Here is a 16,215-nt window from a genome sequence, read left to right on the forward strand (position 1 = left end):
CGGCCGGCCGCGTGCCGCCCGGCCCGGGCGCTGCGCCGGGCGGGGGAGAGCCTCCCCACAGGCGCCGGGGCGGGGCCGCGCCCCGGGCACCCGGCCCGGCGGCCTACACTGGGGCCATGAGCGAGTTCCGCGCCAGCACCGACCCCGGGAGCCCCGGCTCCCCGTCCGACCCCGCTGCCGAGCCCTCTCAGAGCGTGGGCACGGCGGTCCTGGAGCGCGAGGAGCTCCAGTCCACCGACGACGGTGACGCCGACCGCTTCGCCCACTACGTGCGCAAGGACAAGATCGCCGCGGCCGCCGCCACCGGGCGCCCCGTCGTCGCCCTGTGCGGCAAGGTGTGGACCCCGGGGCGCGACCCGTCGAACTACCCGGTGTGCCCGACCTGCAAGTCCATCTACGAGCAGATGAACGACGGCGGCCAGGGCGGCAGGGGCCCGCGCTTCCCCCGCCTGCCCTTCGGCCGAGGCGGTCAGTGAGCCCGGCCGCCGGCGGCCAGTCCCTCCACACCCCGACGCGCGCCTCGACGTCGGCCGCTGAGAGCCTTCCCCCCGCCTACCCCCGCCGTGCCGCCTGGGGGACGGCCGGCTCACTGCGCGCCTGGCAGGCCGCCGCGCTGCGCCAGTACCTGGAGGCCATGCCCCAGGACTTCCTGGCCGTGGCCACCCCCGGGGCGGGCAAGACCACCTTCGCCCTGCGCGTGGCCACCGAGCTGCTCAGCGCCGGGGAGGTGCACAAGCTCACCGTCGTGTGCCCCACCGAGCACCTGAAGTACCAGTGGGCCGAGGCCGCCGCGCGCGTGGGCATCCGCATCGACCCGGCCTACGCCAACTCCCAGGGCGCACTGGGCTCGCGCTTCGACGGTGTGGCCCTGACCTACGCGCAGGTGGCCGCCAACCCCAACCTTCACCGGGCCCGCACCGACCGCTCCCGCACCCTGGTGATCCTCGATGAGATCCACCATGCCGGCGACGCCCTGAGCTGGGGCGACGCCATCCGGGAGGCCTTCACCCCGGCCCGGCGCCGCCTGGCCCTGACCGGCACCCCCTTCCGCTCCGACGTGGCGCCCATCCCCTTCGTGCGCTACCGGCCCGATGCCGCGGGAGTGCCGCGCTCCGAGGCCGACTACTCCTACGGCTACGCCGACGCCCTGCGCGACGGCGTCGTGCGCCCGGTGATGTTCATGTCCTACTCGGGCCAGATGCGCTGGCGCACCAAGGCCGGCGACGAGGTCGCCGCGCGCCTGGGCGAGCCCCTGACCAAGGACATGGAGTCCCAGGCCTGGCGCACCGCCCTGGACCCGGCGGGGGAGTGGATCCCCGCCGTCCTGGCCGCCGCCGACCAGCGCCTGAGCGAGGTGCGCCGCCAGGTCCCCGACGCCGGCGCCCTGGTCATCGCCTCCAACCAGGCCTCCGCCCGCGCCTACGCCAAGCAGCTGCGGGCCATCACCGGGACCAGCCCCACCGTGGTGCTCTCCGATGACAATGGCGCCTCCAGCCGCATCGAGGCCTTCTCGGCCTCCACCGAGCGCTGGATGGTGGCGGTGCGCATGGTCTCCGAGGGCGTGGACGTCCCCCGCCTGGCCGTGGGGGTCTATGCCACCTCCACCTCCACCCCCCTGTTCTTCGCCCAGGCGGTGGGGCGCTTCGTGCGCTCGCGGGCCCGCGGGGAGACCGCCTCGGTGTTCCTGCCCTCGGTCACCCCGCTGCTGGGGCTGGCCGGCGAGATGGAGGTGGCCCGCGACCACGTGCTGGCCAAACCCGCGGCGGGGGCCGATGAGGACGCCCTGTTCAGCCCCGAGGACCGGCTCCTGGCCCAGGCCAACAAGGAGGAGGCGGCCTCGGCCGAGCTCCTGCCCGGCTTCGAGGCCATGGGCAGCCAGGCCGAGTTCGACCGCGTGCTCTTCGACGGCGGGGAGTTCGGCACCGGGGCCATGGTGGGCTCGGTGGAGGAGCAGGAGTACCTGGGGCTGCCCGGCCTGCTGGAGCCCGAGCAGGTCACGGCCCTGCTGCGCCAGCGCCAGGACAACCAGATCCGGGCCCAGAGGAAGGAGGCCGCCGCGGCCCAGCGCCGGCGCGCCAATGCGGGTGTCGATGACGCCCGCCGTCGGGCTGCGGCCCGCAAGGAGCTCTCCCAGCTGGTCTCGGCCTGGGCGCGGCGCTCGAACCAGCCCCACGGCGTGGTCCACACCGAGCTGCGACGGGTGTGCGGCGGACCGGAGGTGGCCGCGGCCTCCACCGAGGAGATCGAGAAGCGCATCCAGACCCTGCGCCGCTGGTTCGTCGGCAAGCGCTGAGCCCCCGGGCGGTGCGGTCCGCCCACCCAGCGCCCCGCCCTGTGCGGTTTCGCCCTTCAAGACGCGGGTCTCCTCCTCAAGACGCGGATTCGCCCCCTCTAGCCTGGGCAATCCGCGTCTTGAAGGGGAGAAGCGCGGAAGCAGGCCGGCCGGACCGAGGCCGCAGCCGACGCCGGGCTACCGCAGTCGGGGCCGGGCCAGGGCCGAGCCACTGGCCAGGCCATCCTCCAGGCCGGTGCCCGGCCACAGCAGCGCCCGCCTGGGTGCGAGGGCGCTGACGGCCTGGAGGGGAAGGCGGGCCAGGATGCGCGCGGCCAGGCCGCCCAGGTCCCCCAGATCCTGGGCGACGATGCGGATCACCGACCAGCCCAGCTCCGCGATGGCATCCTGCCGGCGCTTGTCCCTCCAGATCCGCTCCCGGGAGTCGTACTTCATCCGGCCATCGACCTCGATGATCAGCTGGTACTGCGGCCAGCACAGGTCGGTCCACGCACTGCCCATGCGCGTGTCAAGACGGTGCTGGAGGCGCGGGGGCTCCATCCCCACGGCGAGCACCAGCCAGCGCACGACGCTCTCCAGGGGCGAGTCCGCCCAGGGCGTGGCCCAGGACAGGACGGCCCGGGCCTGGGCCACGCCCCGCCGCCCGGGGTGGCGGGCCAGGAGCGCATCCCACTGGGCGCGGGCCCGCTCCAGGGCGGGGGCGCAGGCATCGGGGCGGTCGCGCTGGGGGGCGCAGACCAGCCGCAGCGCTGAATCGGCGATGGCCAGGGCATTGTGTGCCGGCTCATCGAAAGCGCAGTCGAAGGCCGTGCGCAGCGCATGGGTCATGGGCAGGCCGCCCACGATGATGATCTCATCAGGACTGATCTCCAGGCGGCGCTTCCACAGCAGGATGCGGCGGTCCAGGCCGACCCGGTCACTGGGGTAGGGATCGCCCCGCTGAGGAACCCGGATGACCGGCAGCTGCGCGCGGGCCGCCTTCTGCGGCGGTCCCACCGCCAGGTAGACGTCGGGCTCCTGGGAGTACATGGGCAGGCCCAGATGCAGGGCGGCCGAGGCATGCGACAGGAGGGCGGGGGAGCGGCGGGTCATATGGGCGGCCCGGGCCCGCGCCAGGGACAGCGTGCGCCGATGCTGCCAGCGCTCGGCCTGCGGGGCGGGCTCCCAGAAGACGCCTCGAGCCAGGCGGATGGCCCGGGGGCTGAGGGCGGGCAGGAGACAGGCATGATGGGCGCTGATGAGCAGGCGGGGCTGCAGGCCGGGGTCGATGGAGAGGTGCTGGGGGGATGCCATGCCCCGAGCATGGGACTGGGAGGGCCCTGGACGCGCGGGGGAGCCGCGGCCCTGTGGACAGCCGGATGCGGACCACCGCCTGTGGTGCACGGCTCGCCGCAGGATCTGCCCTGAAGGAGCAGATCCGCCAGGCAGGGGCGGGGCCTGGCTGCGGATTCGCCCTTCAAGACGCGGATTGCCGCCCTCCACCCCGGGAGATCCGCGTCTTGAGGGGGAGATCCGCGTCTTGAGGGGGAGATCCGCGTCTTGAAGGGGCAATCTGCGTCCTGAGGAGGCAGGGCGCGGAGAGGCGGTCGGGCCGGCGCTGAGGCGGCTCAGCGCCGGGAGGCCTGCGTGCTGTTGAGGTCGAGGTGGCGTGTGGGCAGGGCGGGCTCGCCCTCGCTCAGGCGCCAGGCGTCGTAGGGCAGCTCGGCGCGCGAGACGCGGTGGCGCTCGGCGGCCGCCTCCAGGGCTCCGGGCCCGCGGTGCTCCTCGACAACACGGCCCTGGTCGATGAGGGTGACCTGCAGGGGGCGGGCCTGCGCGGAGGCCAGGGCCCCCAGCCCCCGGTCCTCGGTGGTGGAGGAGACCACGAGCTCCTCGACGGCGGTGCCCGAGGAGTCCAGGACCCGGCCGGCCCACTTGCGCCCGCCCACCGTGGACTTCCCGCCCGAGGAGAACTTGGCGACCTCCTCCATCGTGCCATCGGCGCCCCGGCGCTCCACGAGCTTGTAGACCAGGGCGGCGGTGGGGCGCCCCGAGCCCGTCACCAGGCGGGTGCCCACCCCGTAGGAGTCCACGGGGGCGGCGCCCAGGCCCGCGATGGCGTACTCGTCCAGATCGCTGGTCACCGTGATCCTCGTGCTGGTGGCGCCCAGGGAGTCGAGCTGGGCGCGCACCTTGAAGGCCCCCGCCACCAGGTCGCCGGAGTCCAGGCGCACCGCGCCCAGCTCTCCTCCCGCGGCCCGGGCCGCCGCCACCGCCCGCTCCACACCCGTGGCCACGTCATAGGTGTCCACCAGGATCGTCGTGCCGGGGCCCTGGGAGGCGATCTGCGCGGCGAAGGCCTCCTCCTCCGAGTCGTGCACCAGCGTGAAGGAGTGCGCGGAGGTCCCGAAGGTGGCGATGCCGTAGGCCAGTCCCGCCTCGAGGTTCGAGGTCCCGATGAACCCGCCGACGACGGCGGCCCGGGCCGCCGCCACCGCCGCCCGCTCATGGGTGCGCCGCGCGCCGAAGTCGATGCAGGGGCGCCCGTGCGCGGCGATGGTCATCCGCGAGGCCGCCGAGGCCACCGCGCAGTCGTAGTTGTAGATCGACAGCGCCAGGGTCTCGATGATGCAGGCCTCGGCGAAGGTGCCCTCCACACTGAGCAGCGGGGAGCCCGCGAAGTAGCACTCGCCCTCGCCATAGCCCCGGATGGTGCCCGAGAAGCGGTAGCCGCGCAGGTAGTCCAGGGTCTCGTCGTCCACCACTCCGGTGCGGTGCAGGAAGTCGATCTGCTCGGGGGTGAAGGTGAAGGCCTCGATGGCCTCCAGCAGCCGCCCGGTGCCGGCGACCACGCCGAAGCGCCGTGAGGCGGGCAGGCGCCGGCCGAAGAGCTCGAAGACGCTCTCGCGGTGCGCGGTCCCCGAGCGCAGGGCGCTCTGCAGCATGGTCAGCTCGTACATGTCCGTCAGCAGCGAGGTGCTCGGTGAGGTGCGCAGGGTGTTCACAGGGCCCAAACTACAACGGCCCGGCGCGGCGCAGGCGATACGCTGGATTCATGAGCGCCCCGCTGCCCGTCGTCGAACCAGAGGCCCTCGAGGATGCCCGTGCCCACCGGCGGCCCCTGTGGTGCACCGTGGTCCACGACGACCCGGTCAACACGATGAGCTATGTGACCTGGGTGTTCCACTCCTACTTCCGCCTGCCCATGCCCACGGCGCGGGCCCGCATGATGGAGGTCCACACCGCCGGTCGCGCCGTGGTCTCCCGCGGGGCCCGCGAGCGCATGGAGGTCGATGTCACCGCCATGCACGGCTACGGGCTGCGCGCCACCATCGAGCCCCTGGTCGGGGCCGATGATCCCGGCCCCGACCAGCCCGATGGCGGCCTGTGATGCGTGCCTTCACCCCCGCGGCCCAGGGGCTGGCCTGCGCCATGGAGGACTGGGAGCGCGAGCTGCTGGCCGGCCTGGCGATGCAGGTCTCCTCGGTGCTCGACGCCGGTGCCCCGCGGGGCACCGGCCCCCACCAGGCGGGGGTGGGGCGCCCCGGGGAGTCGGGCCGGGATCGGGAGATCCTGGAGGCGCTGGACTTCCAGGCGCCGCAGTGGCCCCAGGGCGGCGAGGGCGCGGGGGAGGCGTCCGGTGGGGCGGCCGCGGATCCGCTGGAGCGGGCGCCCGAGGAGCTCAGGCCCCTGCTCCGGGTCCTGCTGCCCGAGGCCTCGCAGGACCCGGCCACCGCCCGGGAGACGGCCTCCCTGACACGTGAGCCTCTGCGCGGGGAGAAGCAGGGGCGCCTGGAGGCGATGGCCGCTGAGCTGGCCCGGCCCTCCGGCCCCGCGGGAGCGGTTCTGGTGCCCCGGGGCCAGGAGGGCCGGTGGCTGGGCGCCATCAATGACATCCGCCTCGTCCTGGCCCAGCGGCTGAGCATCCAGACCGCCCAGGACGCCGAGCGGGTCCACCGGGTGGCGCTGGAGGAGGAGGGCGCCGGGGAGGGGCGGGCGGACGGTGGCCCGGGGCCGGGCGGCGTCGATGATGTCGATGATCCTGCTCACGCCCAGTGGCTCCGAGGCACCGCACTGGTCTACGACCTGCTGACCTGGTGGCAGGAATCACTGGTGGCCGCGGTCCTCGGGGCCTCAGGGCCCGCATAGTCTCGCCACGTGAATGATGCTCCGATCGGGATGTTCGACTCCGGTGTCGGCGGCCTGACGGTCGCCCGCGCGGTGCTGGATCAGCTGCCCGGGGAGCAGGTGCTCTACATCGGGGACACCGCCCACGGCCCCTACGGCCCCCGGGATATCGACGAGGTGCGGGCACTGGCCCTGAGGGTCATGGACGAGCTGGTCGACTCCGGCGTCAAGCTCCTGGTCATCGCCTGCAACACGGCCTCGGCCGCGGTGCTGCACACCGCCCGCAACCGCTACACCAAGGGCAGGGGGGTGCCCGTCATCGAGGTCATCCACCCGGCGGCGCGCGCGGCCGCCCATGTCACCCACAACGGCCGGGTCGGCCTCATCGCCACCCAGGGGACCGTGGACTCGGGGGTCTACGAGGACGCACTGGGCGTGGTGCCGGGGATCAGCCTGACCAGTCAGGCCTGCCCGCGCTTCGTGGAGCTGGCGGAGAAGGGCGTCACCACCGGGCCCGAGGTCCTCGATGTGGCCCGGGAGTACCTGGAGCCCATCCAGGCCGCCGAGGTCGACACCCTCATCCTGGGGTGCACCCACTACCCCCTCCTGGTGGGGCCCATCTCCTATGTCATGGGCCAGGACGTGACCCTGGTGACCTCCTCCGATGAGACCGCCAAGGATGTCTACCGGGCGCTGGCCAAGCGCGACCTGCTGCGCAGCCCCGAGGCGGGTGCCCCCGTCCACCAGTTCCGGTCCACAGGTGATCCCGCGGCCTTCGCGGGCCTGGCCCGCCGGTTCCTGGGGCCGGAGGTCAGCCATGTGGGCAGGGCCGACGCGGTGACCGGGCAGGCAGGGCCGGGGGCGCCCGCATGAGGCTGACGATCATCGGCTGCACCGGCTCGATGTCGGGCCCGCAGTCCTCGGCCTCCTCCTACCTGGTGCAGGCCGTGGGCGCCGGGCCCGACGGCGTCCAGCGCATCCACTCCATCGTGCTGGACCTGGGGCCGGGCTCCATGGGCCAGCTGCTGCGCCGCCTCGACCCCGCCGAGCTGGACGCCATCGCCATCTCCCACTGCCACGCCGACCACATGGTGGACCTGGTGGGGATGCACGTCTACCGCCGCTGGCGCCCCACGGGGGCCCTGGGCCCGGTGGCCTGCCTGGGGCCCTCCGAGCTGCTCGACCGCCTGCGCGGCGTGGACGGGACCGGCCCGGAGGAGGATTACGGCACCGAGTTCGACTTCATCACGGCCGTGCCGGGCCAGACGCTGCGCGTGGGCCCGATGACGATCACGCCCTTCACCGCCCTGCACCCCGTGGAGGCCTACGGCTACCGCATCGAGGGCCCCAGTGAGGGGCGCCCGGGCAGACGGGTCTCCCTGGCCTTCACCGGGGACACCGACCTGTGCCCGGGCATGAGCGCCATGGCCAGGGGGGTGGACCTGCTCCTGGCGGAGGCGGCCTTCGTCGAGGGGCGCGACACGGTGGCGGGCATGCATCTCACGGGGCGCCGGGCGGGCCAGTTGGCCTCCCAGGCCCAGGTCAGGCGCCTGGTCCTCACCCACATCCAGCCCTGGACGGACCCGGCTGTGCCGGTGGCCGAGGCCCGCTCGGTCTACGCCGGGCCCTGCGAGGCGGCCACCGCCGGAGCGACCTGGGAGCTGTGAGCATGATGGATGGGGGCGGGGCCGGCCGGGAGCCGGCAGGGGCGCCGTCCTGCGCTCCTGGCGGGTCGCCTGAGCGCCGCATCACCTTCACCCCCGCGGTGCCCGACGGCGTGGACTGCCCCTGGACGCGCGAGCGGCGCACCCGCTGGTGGCTGGTCCTGCCCTCCGATGCCGCCGCCGGCGCCCTGGTGGCGCTCTTCGGGGCGGCCGCGACCAGGACGCTGGGAGGGCTGGCCGCCCCGCTGTGGCAGGCGATGGTCTCGGTGATGGCGGGCTGGCTGGTGGCCTGGCTGCTCAGGCGCTCCCGGCCCGACCACCTGGAGGCGGTGGCGCCCGACGGGCTCATCGTCATCGCCGCCGCCTGGTGCGCCTGGAGCGGGCTGCACCTGGTGGTGGGCGGGGCGGTGCCGGCCCGCTCCTGGGTGGTGATGACCGGGGCCTTCCTGCTGGCCTTCCTGGGCGGGTGGCGCTGGCTCTACGGCTATGTGCGCGCCCACGACTCCCTGGTGCCCGCCCCTCTGGCGCGCCGGATGGCCGCCCAGGCTGCCCGGGACGGCGGTGAGGGCTGAGCCGCCGCGCGGGCCCGGCCCTCAGGGCTCCTGGGACAGCAGCTCGGCCAGGACGGGGGCCAGGGCGGTGAAGGCCCTGCCGCGGTGGGAGATGGCGTTCTTCTCGGCCGGCTCCATCTGCGCCGTCGTGCGCCCGCGTCCGGGCGGGGCGTCCTCACTGGTGGGCACGAAGATCGGGTCGTAGCCGAAGCCGCCCCGGCCGCGGGGCGCGCGCAGGAGGCGCCCCTCCATGGAGCGCTCCATGGTCACCACCCGCTCCGGCTCCGGGCCGCCCACCGTCGCGGGGGCGGCTGATGGCGGGGGCACCACCAGGACGGCGGCGCAGGTGAAGCGGGCGGTGCGGTGGGGGTCGGCGACGTCGGCGATCTGGTCCAGCAGCAGTCGGAGGTTGGCGTCGTCGTCGCCGTGGCGCCCGCTCCAGCGGGCCGAGAAGATGCCGGGAGCCCCGCCCAGGACGTCCACGCACAGGCCGGAGTCGTCGGCGACGGCGGGCAGGCCGGTGGCCAGGGCCAGGGCGCGGGCCTTGATGAGGGCGTTGGCGGCGAAGCTCAGGCCGTCCTCCACGGGCTGCGGGGCCTCCAGGGAGGCGGCGGAGATGATGGCCTGCTCGGGCAGACCGGGCACGAGGGGGGCCAGGATGGCGCGCAGCTCCGCCAGCTTGCCGGGATTATGGGTGGCCAGGACCAGGCGGGCCGCCGGCGCGGCGGCGCTGGGGGCGGGGGGCCGGGGGGACCCGTCGTCGTCCTGCGGCCTGGAGCCCGGCCCGCGGCCCATCTCAGGCCCCTTCATGGGAGGAGACGGTCACGGCCCGGCCGTCGGTGGCCCGGGCCTCCAGGGCCCGGCGCTGCAGGTCGGCGAGCCGGGCATTGCCCGTGGCCGCCAGGTCCAGCAGGGCGTTGAGCTCCTCGCGGTCGAAGGGGGCCTGCTCGGCGGTTCCCTGGACCTCGATGAAGCGGCCCCGGCCGGTCTGGACCACGTTCATGTCGGTGTGGGCGCGCACGTCCTCCTCGTAGGGCAGGTCCAGGCAGGGCACGGAGTCGATGATGCCCACCGAGATGGCCGACAGGGAGTCGGACAGCACCGGTGTGCCGGCCCGGGGCTTGATGAGGCCCTTGTCGGTGCCCCAGGCCACGGCATCGGCCAGGGCCACGTAGGCGCCGGTGATGGCGGCGGTGCGCGTGCCGCCGTCGGCCTGGAGGACGTCGCAGTCCAGGGCGATGGTGTTCTCGCCCAGGGCGGCCACGTCGATGATGCCGCGCAGGCTGCGCCCGATGAGGCGGGAGATCTCGTGGGTGCGCCCGCCGACCCTGCCGCGCACGGACTCGCGGCCCGAGCGCTCGGAGCCGGCGCGTGGCAGCATGGCGTACTCCGCGGTCACCCATCCCTGGCCGCTGCCCTTGCGCCAGCGCGGCACGCCCTCGGTGAAGGAGGCGGCGCACAGCACGCGGGTGCGCCCGAAGCTGATGAGGACCGAGCCCTCGGCGTGGTCGAGCCAGTGGCGGGTGATGGTGATGGGGCGCAGCTCATCAGTGGCGCGGCCGTCGTGCCGGGTGAAGGCGCGGCCGCTCGGCGGGGTCGGGGCATGGGTGTCGCTCACGCCGAGCAGCCTACCCGGTGGGTCGCAGGGAGCCAGCGCCCCGGGACCGGTGGGCGGGGGCCGATGGACCGGGCTCCAGGGGAGCTGTGGTGCAGGGCTCCTGGTCTCAGTACGGTTGCGGAATCCCCGGTGGGCGGCTGAGCGGCCGATGGCGCCGAGGCGCGGGCCTAGTCTTCAGCTGTTCATCCCCATCTCCTCCCCAGGAGCCCCCATGTCCTTCTCAGTCCCGTCCCCGCTGCCCCGCTCGGCCTCGCCCGCTCCTGCGGGGGCGCCCGCCGCCCGCCCCCGCCTGCTCGTGCTCACCATCCTGCCCCTGCTGGCCCTGTGCCTGGTGCTCAGCGGCTGCGATGGCTCCGAGGCCTCCGCTGGGGGCGCACCGTCGGCCACGACCACTGCCGGGACCGTCCTGGTCCCCGACGTGGTCGGCATGAAGGGGGATGCCGCCGCTGATGCGCTGGCCGCCGCCGGGCTGACCTCCGATCCGACCTACACCGACGCCGATGGCGAGGAGTCGGTGTGGAAGCCGGGCAACTGGTCCGTCACCGCCCAGGACCCCGCGGCGGGGACGGAGGCGCCCGCCGACCAGGTGGTGGCCCTGACGGTCAACCACGACTCCGCTGATGCCGCCGCCACGCAGTCCGCCCAGGCCGAGGCCTCCCGTCAGGCGGCCGAGCAGGCCGAGGCGGACCGGGCCGCCCAGGAGGCGGCCGAGGCCGAGGCCTCCCGTCAGGCGGCCGAGCAGGCCGAGGCCGAGCGGGCCGCCCAGGAGGCGGCCGAGGAGGCGGCCCGGCAGGCCGAGCAGGACAGCGCCCGCCAGGAGGCGCAGCCGGAGCCCGCGGCCCCGGCCGCTGAGCACTACAGCAGCTGCAGGGAGGCGCGCGCCGCCGGCGCCGCCCCCCTGTACGCCGGTCAGCCCGGCTACCGCTCGGACCTGGACCGTGATGGGGATGGAGTCGCCTGCGAGGTGAAGTAGCCAGGAGTGCCGGAGCCCCGATCCCGAGCGTCTCAGCGGATCGGGGCCGGCGCACCCGGTGAGGGCTTAGGGTAGCCTCATCGGGGCCGTCCCCGGTGGGGCGGCGGAGCCTGAGCCGCAGGAGGAGACAACGCCATGACCTATGTCAACATCACCGCCCTGACCTTCCCCGAGGGCGCCGAGGCCGAGATCGAGCAGCGCTTCGCGGCGCGCAAGCGGGCCGTGGACACCGCTCAGGGGTTCCAGAGCTTCGAGCTCATGCGCCCGGTGGTGGGGGAGGACCGCTACTTCGTGGTCACCCGGTGGGAGACGCGCGAGGACTACCAGGCCTGGATCTCGGCCCGCCCCTCCGGCGGGCATGAGGAGGACAAGCGCCGGGGCATGAGCATCGAGGTGCTCGGCTTCGAGGTGGTCCAGCACGAGGAGTGAGCGAGCAGGGGGCCGCGGGCTCTCGGTGATGGGCCTCGTCCGCGGTTTCGCCCTTCAAGACACAGTTTCGCCCTGTCCAAGGGTGCGGATTCGCGTCTAGAGGGGCGAAACTGCGCGGTGGGCGAAGGCCGCCGGGGGCGGGGTCGTACGCGAGAAGGGACTCGAACCCTCACGCCCGAAGGCACCAGGACCTAAACCTGGGGCGTCTACCAGTTCCGCCACTCGCGCTCGGGGGCACACACTACAGCGCCGCCGCCTCCCGCCGCCATCCTGCCCGCGCAGGCCCGTACCGGCCGGAGGCAGCGGCTGCCCGACTGCCGCAGGCCCCGTGCTCCGCCCGCCCGGGCAGAGCACGGGGCCTGCGGAACCGTCAGTCGACGCCGAGCTCGGCGCGCAGGCGCCCCACGTGCCCGGAGGCCTTGACGTTGTACTTGGCCAGGGCGACCGTGCCGTCAGGGCCGACCACCACGGTGGAGCGGAGGACCCCGGTGTAGACCCTGCCGTAGTTCTTCTTCTCCCCCCACGCTCCCCAGGCCTCCATGACGCCGTGGTCGGCGTCGGACAGCAGGGGGAAGCTCAGGCGGTTGCGCTCAATGAACTTGGCCAGGGCCGGCAGCGGGTCGGGGGAGATGCCCACCACCGAGTAGCCGGCCGACTGCAGGGCCGCCAGGGAGTCGCGGAAGTCGCAGGCCTCCTTGGTGCACCCGGGGGTCGAGGCCTTGGGGTAGAAGTAGACGATGACGCCCCTGGTCGCCTGGGCCAGCAGCCCGCTGAGCGTCACGGTGCCGCCCTGCGCATCGGGCAGGGCGAAGTCCGGAGCGGTGTCTCCGACGGTGAGCTGGCTCATGGATCCTCCTTCGTGGCGGCCGCTGCTAGGAGCATCCTCGCACTGCGAGCCCGGAAATGTCAGGAGTCGATCATCAGAATTTAGTGATGTCGCGGACGGCGGGCCTGTGAATATCAGGCGGCCAGCGCCATCATGTGCTCGGCGGCCGCCAGGCGCTCCAGGGCCCGCTCCAGGCGCGAGGGCGAGGCCGCGGACCCCAGTGAGTCCAGCTCGGCGTGGGCGTCGAGCAGCTCGCGCGCGGCCTCGTCGCGCTCCACCGGGGCGGAGGCGTCCGCGCCGCCCAGGGTGCTGCTGCTCGTTACTGTCAGTGCGCTGTTCATCGATCGTCCTTCGTCTTCGTCGCGGCCCGCGGTGGGCCGGGCCCGTCGCGGGGCCGTGGTGCCGGGGAGCGCAGGCGTCTCCTGCGTCTCGGCGGATGGCTGTGCCGGCGCGCGCCCTCGCAGCAGCGGGGCGCAGCATCAGGGTGGCGTGGCGCCGGACGCACGCGCACCCTCCCTCAACCGGAGGGGTCACGAGGCCGGGTGGCAGAAGCCCTCGTCACTGCTGACGATCATCGCGGCGCAGGCCGTGCACCATGGCGCCGAGACGGCACATCCCATTGGCCTGTCTCATGCGCCGGGGCTGCCGGCTCGCACTCGGCTGCCGCCTCTCGGGCTCGTCCTCGTGGTACACCGCCAGGGACTCGAACCCTGAACCCGCTGATTAAGAGTCAGCTGCTCTACCAATTGAGCTAACGGTGCCCAGTCCCGTCCGGGACTGCGCCTCCCTGAGGCCGAGGGCGTCGGGGAGTCGTACACCGCCAGGGACTCGAACCCTGAACCCGCTGATTAAGAGTCAGCTGCTCTACCAATTGAGCTAACGGTGCGTGCCACGAGGCGCTATCGCCGCGGTGACCGGAGGAGACTCTAGCCCCTGGCGGGTGGCGCCGTCCAGTCGGCCGCCCCCGAAAGCCCTCGAATGTGCGGGACGTCTCAGGTCGGTTCCGGGCTGCGCCAGGGAGGCCGTCAAGGAATGCGGGCGCATCCGGGCGGTCGCAGCCCGGTCGGATCGGCGCCGGCCGGGCGGCATCACACGCCAACGCCGCCCACGGGCGCTGGGAGCGCGGTACGGTGAGTGCTGTGACTGAGCCGATCGTGACCCTGGCGACATGCGCCGACTTCCCCGAGCTGGACGAGGACAACCGAGCCCTGCCCGACGCCTTGCGCGAGCGGGGGATCGAGCCGCGGATCGCCGTGTGGAACGACGCCGACGTGGATTGGTCCCAGGCGGGCATGGTGGTCCTGCGCTCCGTGCGCGACTACGCCCGCAAGGGCCGCTACCAGAGCTTCCTGGCCTGGTCGCGCTCCGTCCCGCGGCTGCTCAACCCGCATGAGGTCCTGGTGTGGAACTCCGACAAGCACTACCTCAACCGCCTGGCCGCGCTCGGCGTCCCCATGATCCCCACCACCTGGCTGGAGCCGGAGGCGAACTACTCCAAGCACCAGGTCCACACGCGCTTCCCGGCCCACGGGGACTTCGTGGTCAAGCCCGCCATCTCCTCCGGGGGGCGGGGCACCGGCCGCTACACCGCCACCGATGCGCGCTCTCGCTCCGAGGCCATCAACGATGCCGTGCACCACCTGGGCCGGGGCCGCTCGGTCATGGTCCAGCGCTACCTGGAGGAGGTCGACCGCAAGGGCGAGGTCTCCCTGGTCTACCTCAACGGCGTGCTGTCCCATGCGGTGGAGAAGGCCCCGATGCTCCACCCCTCCTTCCGCTCCACCGACCAGGTCCACGAGGAGATCGTCACCGCCCGCGAGCCCAGCCAGCAGGAGTGGCTGTGGGGCGAGCAGGTGCGCAAGGCCATCCACCAGCTCATCAAGGACACCGCCGGGCGGGACATGCAGCTGCTGTTCAACCGGGTGGACGTCGTCGGTGATGGCCGGGGCGGCTTCTACCTCATGGAGGTCTCGCTCATCGATGCGGGCCTCTACCTGGGCTCGGCCCCGGGAGCCCTGGACAACTTCGCCGACGCCATCGCCCAGCGCGTCTTCTGGTGAGCCGGCGCCGCGCAGCCCCGTCGTCGCTGCGCGCTCCGATCGGCTGGGCGTCCCGCCGCGCCCCGGGCCGGGTGTGGTAGAAGGGGCGGTATGCGCACGCTGCTCAACATCATCTGGGTCGTCCTCGGCGGTCTGTGGCTCAGCCTGGCCTACGTCTTCTTCGGCGTCATCGCCTGCATCCTCATCATCACCATCCCCGCGGGTGTGGCCTGCTTCCGGATCGCCGGCTATGTGCTGTGGCCCTTCGGCCGGGATGTGGTGGACGCCCCCGGGGCGGGCGCGATGAGCGGCATCGCCAATGTCATCTGGTTCGTCGTCGCGGGCCTGTGGCTGGCGATCGGCCACCTGACCACAGCCGCCGCCCAGGCCGTGACCATCATCGGGATCCCCCTGGCCATCGCCAATATCAAACTCATCCCCGTCACCTGCTTCCCCTTCGGCAAGCGGATCGTGGAGCGCCCCGGGATCCTGTGAGCGAGTCGCCCGCCGTGCCCGGCTCCTGCCCTCAGTGGCCGGGACCGCCCAGCCCTCAGGCCCTCTCGCTGGGTGAGAGGCAGCCTGAGGCCCTGGCGGGTGGGCCATTGTAGAGGCATGCATACCAGCCCGCCGCGCCCGGCCTCCCGCCTGACTGCCGCCCTGGAGCAGGGCCCGGTCATCCTCGACGGCGCCATGGGCACCGAGCTCGAGGCGCGCGGCGTGGACACCTCCCACGAGCTGTGGTCGGCCCTGGCGCTCATCGAGCAGCCCCAGGCCGTCAGCGCCGTCCACGCCGACTACCTGCGCGCCGGCGCCCAGGTGATCACCACCGACTCCTACCAGGCCAGCCTGCCCGCCTTCATGCGCGCGGGCCTCAGCGAGGCCCGCGCCCGCGCCGCCCTGGCCGCCTCCGCCCGCCTGGCCCTGGAGGCCCGCGAGGCCCACGCCGCCGCAGGCGGGGGCAGAGCGCTGGTGGCCGGCTCGGTGGGCCCCTACGGCGCCTACCTGGCCGACGGCAGCGAGTACACCGGCGACTACCGCCTCGACCCCGCCGGCTGGGCGGCCTTCCACACCCCGCGCCTGGAGATCCTGCTGGAGGAGGGCGTCGAGGCGCTGGCGGTGGAGACCATGCCCCGCCTCGATGAGGCCCAGGCCATCATGGCCCTCATCATCCGGATCGCCGGCGGGCCGGACGCGGCGCCCCCGGTGTGGGTCTCCTTCCAGGTCCGCCCCGACGGCCTGCGCCTGGCCGATGGCACGCCCCTGGGGCGGGCAGGAGCCTGGGCCGATGAGCACGAGGGGCTCGTGGCCATCGGGGTCAACTGCGTCACGCCCGGGGCCGTCCTGCCCGCCCTGGGGGCGCTGGCGCCCGTGACCTCCAAGCCCCTGGTGGCCTGCCCCAACTCCGGGGAGGCCTACCATCCCGGGGCCAGGACCTGGACGGCGTCCCGAGGCCGCCAGCGCCCCACCGACCTGGCTCCCCGATGGATCCGCGCGGGGGCACGGCTCGTGGGCGGCTGCTGCCGCACCACGCCCGCCGACACCGCGGCCCTGGTCGAGGCGCTGGCCCTCGTCCAGCCCCCGCGCTAGGTGTACTTCCTCGGGAGGTTGTGAACGTCGGGGGTGAGGAGGAGGCCTCCGGCATGATGTGGGTGTGCACGTTCACATCTGTACCGGAGGCCTCCATGACTCACGCTAACGCACCTTTGACGCCCCAG

At 73.8% G+C, this 16,215-nt stretch carries 18 protein-coding genes and 3 tRNA genes; 12 read left to right on the top strand and 9 right to left on the bottom strand.

What is annotated here, in order from left to right; translation table 11 throughout:
* Positions 1–116: 116 nt before the first annotated feature.
* On the top strand, positions 117–476 hold the full coding sequence (locus J5X07_RS06890; RefSeq protein ID WP_124933458.1) for a DUF3039 domain-containing protein: 360 nt from the start codon (positions 117–119) through the stop codon (positions 474–476).
* Positions 473–2,293, top strand: coding sequence for a DEAD/DEAH box helicase (locus J5X07_RS06895; RefSeq protein WP_124933457.1), 1,821 nt, complete (start codon positions 473–475; stop codon positions 2,291–2,293). Before J5X07_RS06890 ends, J5X07_RS06895 begins: the two co-directional genes overlap by 4 nt.
* Before the next feature lie 177 nt (positions 2,294–2,470).
* Here the strand turns inward: J5X07_RS06895 and J5X07_RS06900 are convergent, their stop codons facing one another.
* Together J5X07_RS06900 and J5X07_RS06905 are read right to left on the bottom strand one after the other, a co-directional pair.
* Positions 2,471–3,586, bottom strand: coding sequence for a DUF559 domain-containing protein (locus tag J5X07_RS06900; protein WP_208479114.1), 1,116 nt, complete (start codon positions 3,584–3,586; stop codon positions 2,471–2,473).
* A gap of 314 nt (positions 3,587–3,900) precedes the next feature.
* Positions 3,901–5,277, bottom strand: coding sequence for a nicotinate phosphoribosyltransferase (locus tag J5X07_RS06905; protein ID WP_341769427.1), 1,377 nt, complete (start codon positions 5,275–5,277; stop codon positions 3,901–3,903).
* Between the two features lie 50 nt (positions 5,278–5,327).
* Here J5X07_RS06905 and clpS point away from each other — a divergent pair, with 50 nt between their 5' ends.
* The 5 genes from clpS to J5X07_RS06930 are packed head-to-tail and all read left to right on the top strand — an operon-like array spanning position 5,328 to position 8,636.
* Entirely contained in the window at positions 5,328–5,663 is a 336-nt protein-coding gene (gene clpS, locus J5X07_RS06910; RefSeq protein WP_208479116.1) for an ATP-dependent Clp protease adapter ClpS, read from the top strand.
* The gene (locus J5X07_RS06915) at positions 5,663–6,421 is read left to right on the top strand and encodes a DUF2017 family protein (RefSeq protein WP_208479117.1); all 759 of its coding nucleotides are present in this window, start codon (positions 5,663–5,665) and stop codon (positions 6,419–6,421) included. The genes clpS and J5X07_RS06915 overlap by 1 nt, the downstream gene beginning before the upstream one ends.
* A 30-nt stretch (positions 6,422–6,451) precedes the next feature.
* A complete protein-coding gene (gene murI, locus J5X07_RS06920) occupies positions 6,452–7,273 on the top strand; it encodes a glutamate racemase (RefSeq protein ID WP_243896568.1) in 822 nt (273 codons plus the stop codon).
* Positions 7,270–8,067 carry an MBL fold metallo-hydrolase gene (locus J5X07_RS06925; protein WP_208479120.1) on the top strand — a complete coding sequence of 266 codons (798 nt, stop codon included), beginning with the start codon at positions 7,270–7,272 and terminating at the stop codon, positions 8,065–8,067. The genes murI and J5X07_RS06925 overlap by 4 nt, the downstream gene beginning before the upstream one ends.
* 2 nt (positions 8,068–8,069) lie before the next feature.
* Complete coding sequence (locus J5X07_RS06930; protein WP_243896569.1) at positions 8,070–8,636, top strand: DUF3054 domain-containing protein; 567 nt, start codon at positions 8,070–8,072, stop codon at positions 8,634–8,636.
* Between the two features lie 21 nt (positions 8,637–8,657).
* On the opposite strand, the gene J5X07_RS06935 is transcribed toward J5X07_RS06930, so the two are convergent.
* Positions 8,658–9,425 carry a non-canonical purine NTP pyrophosphatase gene (locus J5X07_RS06935; RefSeq protein ID WP_243896557.1) on the bottom strand — a complete coding sequence of 256 codons (768 nt, stop codon included), beginning with the start codon at positions 9,423–9,425 and terminating at the stop codon, positions 8,658–8,660.
* Positions 9,412–10,233 (bottom strand): ribonuclease PH, encoded by an 822-nt coding sequence (gene rph, locus J5X07_RS06940; protein WP_124933449.1) that lies wholly within the window; start codon positions 10,231–10,233, stop codon positions 9,412–9,414. Before rph ends, J5X07_RS06935 begins: the two co-directional genes overlap by 14 nt.
* 211 nt (positions 10,234–10,444) lie before the next feature.
* Between rph and J5X07_RS06945 the strand changes: the two genes are divergently transcribed.
* Together J5X07_RS06945 and J5X07_RS06950 are read left to right on the top strand one after the other, a co-directional pair.
* The gene (locus J5X07_RS06945) at positions 10,445–11,206 is read left to right on the top strand and encodes an excalibur calcium-binding domain-containing protein (RefSeq protein WP_208479122.1); all 762 of its coding nucleotides are present in this window, start codon (positions 10,445–10,447) and stop codon (positions 11,204–11,206) included.
* Between the two features lie 135 nt (positions 11,207–11,341).
* Entirely contained in the window at positions 11,342–11,635 is a 294-nt protein-coding gene (locus J5X07_RS06950; protein ID WP_124933448.1) for an antibiotic biosynthesis monooxygenase family protein, read from the top strand.
* A gap of 146 nt (positions 11,636–11,781) precedes the next feature.
* Here J5X07_RS06950 and J5X07_RS06955 read toward each other — a convergent pair.
* The 5 genes from J5X07_RS06955 to J5X07_RS06975 form a co-directional block, all read right to left on the bottom strand.
* Positions 11,782–11,863 (bottom strand) — tRNA-Leu (locus J5X07_RS06955).
* Positions 11,864–12,005: 142 nt separating this feature from the next.
* Positions 12,006–12,482 carry a thioredoxin-dependent thiol peroxidase gene (gene bcp / locus J5X07_RS06960; protein WP_208479124.1) on the bottom strand — a complete coding sequence of 159 codons (477 nt, stop codon included), beginning with the start codon at positions 12,480–12,482 and terminating at the stop codon, positions 12,006–12,008.
* A gap of 113 nt (positions 12,483–12,595) precedes the next feature.
* A complete protein-coding gene (locus J5X07_RS06965; RefSeq protein ID WP_208479126.1) occupies positions 12,596–12,802 on the bottom strand; it encodes a hypothetical protein in 207 nt (68 codons plus the stop codon).
* Between the two features lie 344 nt (positions 12,803–13,146).
* Positions 13,147–13,222, bottom strand: a tRNA-Lys gene (locus J5X07_RS06970).
* 52 nt (positions 13,223–13,274) lie between these two features.
* Positions 13,275–13,347 (bottom strand) — tRNA-Lys (locus J5X07_RS06975).
* Positions 13,348–13,600: 253 nt separating this feature from the next.
* Here J5X07_RS06975 and J5X07_RS06980 point away from each other — a divergent pair.
* From J5X07_RS06980 to mmuM, 3 genes are all read left to right on the top strand, one after another.
* Positions 13,601–14,521, top strand: a complete 921-nt coding sequence (locus J5X07_RS06980; protein ID WP_124933445.1) for an ATP-grasp domain-containing protein — start codon at positions 13,601–13,603, stop codon at positions 14,519–14,521.
* Positions 14,522–14,611: 90 nt separating this feature from the next.
* Positions 14,612–14,995, top strand: a complete 384-nt coding sequence (locus tag J5X07_RS06985) for a YccF domain-containing protein (RefSeq protein WP_124933444.1) — start codon at positions 14,612–14,614, stop codon at positions 14,993–14,995.
* Between the two features lie 117 nt (positions 14,996–15,112).
* Entirely contained in the window at positions 15,113–16,087 is a 975-nt protein-coding gene (gene mmuM, locus J5X07_RS06990) for a homocysteine S-methyltransferase (RefSeq protein ID WP_208479128.1), read from the top strand.
* Positions 16,088–16,215: the final 128 nt, after the last annotated feature.

Source organism: Actinomyces bowdenii, from assembly GCF_017592395.1.
Classification (GTDB): domain Bacteria; phylum Actinomycetota; class Actinomycetes; order Actinomycetales; family Actinomycetaceae; genus Actinomyces; species Actinomyces bowdenii.